Annotated in this window: 9 protein-coding genes; 8 read left to right on the top strand and 1 reads right to left on the bottom strand. The window is 36.1% G+C overall.

What is annotated here, in order from left to right; all coding sequences use genetic code 11:
• The first annotated feature begins 504 nt into the window (after positions 1-504).
• From CKV70_RS14530 to CKV70_RS14505, 6 genes are all read left to right on the top strand, one after another.
• Positions 505-975 (top strand): hypothetical protein, encoded by a 471-nt coding sequence (locus CKV70_RS14530; RefSeq protein ID WP_003723728.1) that lies wholly within the window; start codon positions 505-507, stop codon positions 973-975.
• A 167-nt stretch (positions 976-1,142) separates the two neighbouring features.
• Positions 1,143-1,277: a 50S ribosomal protein L34 gene (rpmH, locus tag CKV70_RS14525; RefSeq protein ID WP_003718062.1), complete on the top strand. Its 135-nt coding sequence runs from the start codon at positions 1,143-1,145 to the stop codon at positions 1,275-1,277.
• 89 nt (positions 1,278-1,366) lie between these two features.
• Positions 1,367-1,726 carry a ribonuclease P protein component gene (rnpA, locus tag CKV70_RS14520; RefSeq protein ID WP_014601251.1) on the top strand — a complete coding sequence of 120 codons (360 nt, stop codon included), beginning with the start codon at positions 1,367-1,369 and terminating at the stop codon, positions 1,724-1,726.
• 40 nt (positions 1,727-1,766) lie between these two features.
• Positions 1,767-2,630, top strand: a complete 864-nt coding sequence (gene yidC, locus CKV70_RS14515) for a membrane protein insertase YidC (RefSeq protein WP_003723726.1) — start codon at positions 1,767-1,769, stop codon at positions 2,628-2,630.
• Entirely contained in the window at positions 2,627-3,247 is a 621-nt protein-coding gene (jag, locus tag CKV70_RS14510) for an RNA-binding cell elongation regulator Jag/EloR (RefSeq protein ID WP_003725800.1), read from the top strand. Before yidC ends, jag begins: the two co-directional genes overlap by 4 nt.
• A 54-nt stretch (positions 3,248-3,301) precedes the next feature.
• Positions 3,302-3,763 carry an ASCH domain-containing protein gene (locus CKV70_RS14505; RefSeq protein ID WP_009911565.1) on the top strand — a complete coding sequence of 154 codons (462 nt, stop codon included), beginning with the start codon at positions 3,302-3,304 and terminating at the stop codon, positions 3,761-3,763.
• Between the two features lie 49 nt (positions 3,764-3,812).
• On the opposite strand, the gene CKV70_RS14500 is transcribed toward CKV70_RS14505, so the two are convergent.
• The gene (locus CKV70_RS14500) at positions 3,813-4,793 is read right to left on the bottom strand and encodes a helix-turn-helix domain-containing protein (RefSeq protein ID WP_003732166.1); all 981 of its coding nucleotides are present in this window, start codon (positions 4,791-4,793) and stop codon (positions 3,813-3,815) included.
• 122 nt (positions 4,794-4,915) lie between these two features.
• Here CKV70_RS14500 and CKV70_RS14495 point away from each other — a divergent pair, with 122 nt between their 5' ends.
• Complete coding sequence (locus tag CKV70_RS14495; protein WP_003725797.1) at positions 4,916-6,184, top strand: MFS transporter; 1,269 nt, start codon at positions 4,916-4,918, stop codon at positions 6,182-6,184.
• Between the two features lie 18 nt (positions 6,185-6,202).
• Positions 6,203-7,654 (top strand): rhamnulokinase, encoded by a 1,452-nt coding sequence (rhaB, locus tag CKV70_RS14490; protein ID WP_014601250.1) that lies wholly within the window; start codon positions 6,203-6,205, stop codon positions 7,652-7,654.
• Positions 7,655-7,666: the final 12 nt, after the last annotated feature.

Here is a 7,666-nt window from a genome sequence, read left to right as displayed (position 1 = left end):
TAGTACCCCCCCTTTTTATGTAATGTAAATGGATGCTATAAAGTTATCCACAGATAGAAAAAGCTATGGATAAGGTTATCCAAACACTGTTAAAAAATTATCCACAAAGTAAAAATGTATTGTGGATAACTTTAGTTTTCCCCAGCTATATTTCTATTCGACAGGAATTATAATATCAGAAAATCACTCTGATAGCAAGGACTTACCAAATCTATCCACAAAACTGTCCAGATGTGAAAAACGGTTGTCCACAGCCAGTTAACTTGTGTATAACTTGTGTGTAAAGAAATCTGTAACGAAATTGTTAGATTTAATTATCCACAAGCCATTGTGTGTAATTAACCACTAATTGTGTATAAGTTTAAACTAATTGAAAAGGTTATCCACAATAAAAAGGCGTTATTCAGGAGTTATCCACACTTTCTGGGAAAGGATTTCATTGCGCCAATGTGTTAAACTATTTACCGAATAAGAAAAAAAGACAAATAAATGAGGTTGTGAAAAATGATATTTCAACGGCTTTTGAAAACTAGAGATACAGAGTTTTATCGAGTTATACAAAACGGGAATATTGACGACGTATTTGGATACTTATTAATTCACGATAAACGGGAACCAGCAGAAATTGACGATTTTAAGGTATTTGCAAAAAGTAATATAAATAAAGAAGCTTTTTCAGTGAATATCAAAAAAAATCATATTTACACGATGTTTTTCCACTTTACTGATTTAGAGGAAGAACAGGAAATTCCAAAATTTACTAAAGTTATTCGTTTTATAGAAGGACTTTTATCTTTTCAGCCAGAAACAAGCCATTACGTTGATAACTATTTAATAAAGGAAAAACTAATTTTTGAATATCCTGCTGAATTTGAGAAAATCGGGGAGTTTGCTAAATATTTAGTAAAGCTTTCGGGTCGTAAAATTACTATTCCAGACACAACGAGAGAAAAATATATCTATTTAACGCAATAATTTTCGAAAAATGGTTTTTCTCTCTATAAAAATATGATATGATAGTGAACGGAGTCTAAATAGAAATTCGTCTAAATAGTATTGACAAAAAAGACCAGTTCACGTACAATATCTAAGACTGTCTAATAGATAAATTCGATTGGACCCTTTCATGGGAGGTGTAATTAATGAAAAGAACATATCAACCAAGTAAACGTAAAAGAAAAAAAGTGCATGGTTTCCGTACGCGTATGAGTACTAAAAACGGACGTAGAGTTTTAGCAAGTCGTCGTCGTAAAGGAAGAAAAGTTTTATCTGCGTAGACCACTGAAAACGACTCAGTGGTTTTTTTTTTGAAAAATCTCTGAGTCAAACGGCCTTATACTAAGATATGTAAGAAGATGGAGAATGTATGAAAAAAAAATATAGAATTAAAAAAAATGACGATTTTCAAAAAGTATTCCGAAGAGGAAAATCTTTTGCTAACCGTCAATTTGTTGTTTATACTTTAAAGCAAGAAGGATTGAATCATTTTCGAATTGGTTTATCGGTTAGTAAAAAAATTGGAAACGCTGTCTGCCGAAATCGGATTAAACGTTACATAAGACAATCATTCCATGAATTAGAAAGCCAAATCAATCCTGAAAATGAATATATTATCATCGCCAGAAAACCGGCGGCCAATATGGATTTTCATGAAGTGAAGAAAAGTTTGATTCATGTTTTAAAAGTGGGGCGTGTTTTAAAGCAAAAGCCAAACAATTCAAAGTGAGTGGAAATTTGAAAAAGGCGAAATTGGAGGTTACATCAATTTGAAGAAGAAAAAGCGATTCAAACAGAAGTTGCTCATCGCAAGTCTTGTAATCGGATTAATGGCTGTGCTTTCGGGTTGTGGCTATTCAACTGATCCAATTACATCAGAATCAACTGGATTTTGGAGTCACTACATTGTATTTCCATTGTCCTGGACTATTACTTGGTTTTCCGATTTATTCGGTGGAAGTTATGCAGTCGGAATTATCGTTGTTACAATTTTAATCCGTCTACTTATCATGCCTTTAATGATCAAACAGCTGAAAAGCCAAAAGGCCATGACAAACTTACAACCGAAAATCAAAGAACTACAAGAAAAATACTCGTCTAAAGATAATGAAACAAAACAAAAACTACAACAAGAAACAATGCGTCTATATCAAGAAAATAGCGTAAATCCAATGATGGGTTGTTTACCATTATTAATCCAAATGCCTATTCTACTAGGATTTTACCAAGCGATTAGTAGAACAGCAGAAATCAAAACAGATTCATTCTTATGGATGCAACTGGGAAATCCAGATCCATATTACATCTTACCGGTTGTTGCGGCATTAACAACATTCTTATCATCAAAAATTTCTATGATGGGGCAAACACAGCAAAATAAATCAATGGCAATGATTGTTTACATCATGCCAGTAATGATTCTATTTATGGGTATTACATTACCGTCTGCTCTTGCTCTATACTGGATTATCGGTAACATTTTCACCGTATTCCAAACACTTTTAATTAATAATCCTTTTAAAAACAAACGTGAACAGGAGGCGCTGGCTGCTGCTCAAGTTGCGGAAGATCGTTTGAAGAAAAAAGCAGCTAACATGAAGGCTTCCAAAAAAGGAGGTAAGAAAAGAAAGTGAGAGATATAACTGCGCAAGGCTCAAACGTTGAAGAAGCTATCCAAAATGCATTAGCCACTTTAGAAACAACACGCGACAAGGTCGAAGTAGAAGTTCTAGACGAAGGTAAAAAAGGTATTTTCGGAATTGGTTCAAGACTGGCTATGGTAAAAGTAATTGAAAAAGAAGATGGTATCCAAGTAGCGATTGATTATCTTTTAGATGTTGCTACCAAGATGGGTGCAGTAATCACAATCGATGTAGAAGAAGTTGGTAAAGATGTGAAGTTGCAAATTAAAGGTGACAGTCTAGGTATGCTAATCGGCAAACACGGTCAAACCCTTAATGCTCTTCAATACTTAACACAATTAATTGCTAATAAAACAACGAGCCAATACAAAAACATTATTGTTAATGTAGGGGATTATCGTGAAAGACGTCATGAAACATTAGTAATTTTAGCAAACAAAATGGCAGATAAAGCTCTTAAAACGAAGCGCGCTGTTCATTTAGAACCAATGCCTTCATTTGAAAGAAAAATTATTCATGCTATTTTAAGCGAGAATGAACAAATTGAAACGCATTCTGAAGGACGCGATCCTTACCGTTATATTGTGATTAAGCCAGTTCGAAAATAAATTCTTAGACTGAGGTTTTTAGGAACCTCAGTCTTTTTTTAGGAGGAGACTCAAGTGGTAGTTTATAAGGGTTCGGTTCATGAAATGTGGCAGAAATACCGGGCAGAGCACCCGATGATTACAAGTAAGTTTGAGGCATGGTCATTTGGTAACTCAGCTAGGATGGCAAATGAGCTTGGTGGGCTTGTTATGGATGGGATAAAAACCGGTACGAGCAGCTTGTTCTATTGGTATGATCAAGGCGGGGAAACAATGCCATCTGTTGGTTCACATGTAGTGCTTTTAGATGGTAATGAAGAAGCAATAGGGATTATCAAGTTAATAGGTGTAACTATTATGCCTTTTAATGAAGTGCCGGAAACATTTGCTTACTTAGAAGGAGAAGGAGACCGGACGCTGGAATATTGGCGAAAAGTACATACTTCCTTTTTCACTAATGAATGCGTGGAGTTAGGTATTCCATTTGAAGAAGATGCTCTGGTTGTTTGTGAAGAGTTTGAGGTTGTTTATAAATAGAATGTTTCACGTGAAACAATAGAAGCGTACTGCGACTCATGCAGTACGCTTATTTTTTATTTCTTACTTCATTGGGTAATAGATTGAAAGTTCTTTTGTATAAGGAGTAGAAGTAAGTTTTGTTACTAAATCCAACTTTTTCAATAATCAACTCAATTGGAGTGGAAGTGGTTTCAATTAAAAGATTTGCTGCAAGCATTTTTTGTTTATTGACTAGTTCGGTAAAAGTGAAATTGGTATTTTTTTTAATAAAGTTACTGAGGTAATTTTTATTGTAACCTAATGTATCCGCGGCACTTGTTAATGTGATTGTGCGATAGTTGGATTCTATAAGCTTAATAACTTCGAGCATGGTGGAAGTGGTGCTTGATTGTGAGTTGGTAAGATCATCAGCTAAATATGTATCACATTTACGTACCAGTTCAGTGAACAGAATTGGCAAATAAAGAGTGATAATTCTTGATGAAAATTCTTCTTCTAAAAAATATTCTGTGATAATTTGGTTTAAAATTTGTTGGATATGCGGAATTTGCGCACTTTGAAAAATAATATATTTCTTTAAAGATTGCTCGCTTACGCTGGAATGAAGAAGAAAGTCGAATAGAAGGCTGTTTTTTTTCTTTATACTCGTTAGCCATTCTAGGCTGATTTGTTGGTCACGAAAAAGGATGTTGATGAGAATGTCCTTTTCGCCTGTTGCTTTTATGGAATGATGGCAGCCGCTGTCTAAAAGTAAAAGTTCTCCTTCATGTAAAGTTTCTTTATTTCCTTCAATGATTTGTTCAGAGCTTCCTGAATACATGTAATTTAGTTCAAGAAATTGATGCGTATGGTATGGGTAGTCGGCAAATCGGTTGTGTTTGCTTATATAAATGTCTTTGTTTTTGAAGAAATAATCATTTAATAATTCCATGCTGCCGTTCTCTTTTAAAAAGGATCCATTGGGTAAATCGGGAACAAAAGTGCCAGTGCTTTTTTGGATTTTTTCTTTTGAATTTAGGCGAAATAATTTTTTATTAAGCGCTTCCATTTCACAATCTCCTTCTGTAAATTTGATACTTTAATTATAAACACAGGATATTGTAAAGCGCAATCATTAATTGTTTAATATAAAGTAAGCGCTTAACTAAAATGAGTAGGAGGGTTAAAAGAATGGCTGGATCGAGTACAAGTAAAAAAGGAACGATAGCAGTATCTTTGACGAACTATTTAGATTCTGGATGTATTGTAGCGGGAGCAAGTGGACTAACTTTGTGGGCAACACAATTCGGACTTAGCAGTTTTGCGGTGGGATTACTTGGGGCTGTGAGCGCGAATGCGTTTGGTTCTGCAATTGGCGCACTTATTGGTGGTCATTTAGCAGATAAATATGGACGAAAATTTATTTATACGTATAACATGTTGGTGTATATGCTTGGAGTTACAATTATTATGTTTGCGATGAACTTCCCAATGTTATTAATTGGGTTTTTAGTTACAGGCCTTTCTGTAGGGGCTGGGGTTCCGGCTTCATGGACATATATTTCTGAAATGGCGGATCCTAGTATACGAGCTAGAAATATTGGTATATCTCAATTTGCTTGGTCATGTGGGCCAGCAATTATCTTTACTTTAGGAATTATTGTATCTCCACTTGGACTTTTAGGTAACCGCTTACTTTTCTTATCTTTATTGATTGTAGCATTTGTAGCTTGGCAGTTGCAGCGCAAACTAGAGGAGTCGAAGGACTGGGAAGCGGAGCAAGTGAAAATGAAAGAAAGTGGTAATCGTTTGGAACATCCTTTTAAAACAGCATTTTCTAGTATGGTAAATGTAAAATCAGTACTTTTCTTAGTGGGTGTGTACTTATTTTGGAATTTAGTAGCGGGTGCAATGGGATTCTTTATGCCGTTTGTATATGAAACGGTGGGTGGTCTTTCTAATACACAAGCGAATTTATTGCAAGCTGTATTATGGATACTCACAGCAGCTTCTACATACTTTGGCTTTGCTAAATTTGGTGATCGAGTAAGTCATCGTGGGTTGTTTTTTGTAGGGGCTTTAATGGCAGTTGCTTCTTGGGTTGTACTTACTTTTGTTGGAATGTCTTGGGTTGGCTTATGGACATTTGTTATTTTATGGGGTATTTCAGCAGGTATTGGTGCACAAGCTTTTTACGCACTTTGGTCCACAGAACTTTTCCCAACAAAATATCGTGGTGGGGTTCAAGGCGTGATGTTTTTCTTAGTTCGTGGTAGTACAGGTGTCTGGTCGATTGTCTTCCCAGTAATCTTGGCAAATCTTGGCTTTACTGTGGCGGGGACAATTATGATTGGTTTACTTACAGTGTCGCTTTTAATCGGTGTAATTTGGGCGCCGAAAACACGTGGCAGATCACTTGATGATATTACGAAGGAACGTTACGGAAATACAATTGATTAAAGAAAAGGAGCTAGACCAGTGAAACATTATGTTGCAGTAGATATTGGTGCATCAAGTGGTCGATTAATTCTAGGGGAATTGGTGAATGAAAAATTACAATTAGAAGAAATTCACCGTTTTAAAAATGGTTTTACGTACCGAGATGGGCACGAACGCTGGGAAATTGATCAACTGATGCAGGAAATCTTTATTGGCTTGGAAAAAGTAAAGCAACTAGGAATTTCGGAATGCGTGCTTGGTATTGACACGTGGGGCGTGGACTATGTTTTGATAGGGGCTTCCGGTGAGAAGTTGGCAGATCCAATTAGTTACCGCGATAAACGAACTTTAAATGCGGTGCAGAATTTAACGAGTGAGTATCCACGAGAATATATTTATAAAAAAACAGGTATTCAGTTTATGGAATTAAATACCCTATATCAGCTGTACGTGGAAGAGCGAGATTTACTAGAACGAGCGGAGAAAATTTTATTGATTCCTGACTATATTGGTTATGTCCTCACAGGGGTTAAGGTGGCAGAAACAACCAATTCATCGACTACGCAAATGCTTAACTTGCGAGAACAATTATTTGATAAGGATTTACTTTCGCATTTGAACATTGATGTGGAAAAATTTGCGCCACTGACGGATGCAGGTACGTATTTAGGTAAAGTAAAAGAGGAGTGGCTAGAGGAGTATGATATTCCTAATTGTGATGTAGTGACAGTGGCAACACATGATACAGCTTCGGCAGTGGTGGGAACTCCGGCAGAAGGAGAAAATTGGGCATTCTTGAGTAGTGGGACTTGGTCGCTAATAGGGATGGAGCTAAGTGCGCCAATCAATAACGAAGCAGCTTTTAAAGAAAATTACACGAACGAATGGGGCGCATATGGAACTTATCGCTTTTTAAAAAACATTATGGGGCTTTGGATTGTTCAAGAAATTGCGCGCATGGACGACTATAAGCATAGTTTTGCTGAGATGGCCGAGGAAGCGGGTAATTATCCTTATTTCAAGCAAATTATTAATGTCAATGATGCCAGGTTTAATAACCCGGAAAACATGGTGGATGAGATTAGATTGTATTGCCGAGAAACTGGACAGACTGTACCGGAGACGATTGGCGAACTGACAAATTGTGTGTATGGAAGTCTGGCACTCTATTATGCACTAGAATTGGAAAAAATGACTGAAATTACTGGTAAGAAAATCGAAAAGCTTTATATTGTCGGTGGTGGAAGTAATGTAGCTATGCTAAATCAATTAACAGCTAAACTTGCAGGGATAGAAGTGTTTGCGGGACCTTCAGAAGCAACAGCAATTGGAAATTTAGTTGTGCAAATGATTAATCAGGGCGAAATCGAATCCATGCGTGCGGGAAGAAAAATTATTCGAAATTCATTTGAAATTGGCGAATTTTCTTGTGGTGATGTGAGATTCGAGGAAATAAAAGAAAGATTTACTAAGGTACTTGAATTTAATTAGGAGGCTTTTAGA

It is taken from the genome of Listeria monocytogenes (assembly GCF_900187225.1).
In the GTDB taxonomy this organism is placed as follows: Bacteria; Bacillota; Bacilli; order Lactobacillales; family Listeriaceae; genus Listeria; species Listeria monocytogenes.
This window is presented reverse-complemented; position numbering and strand designations above follow the sequence as displayed.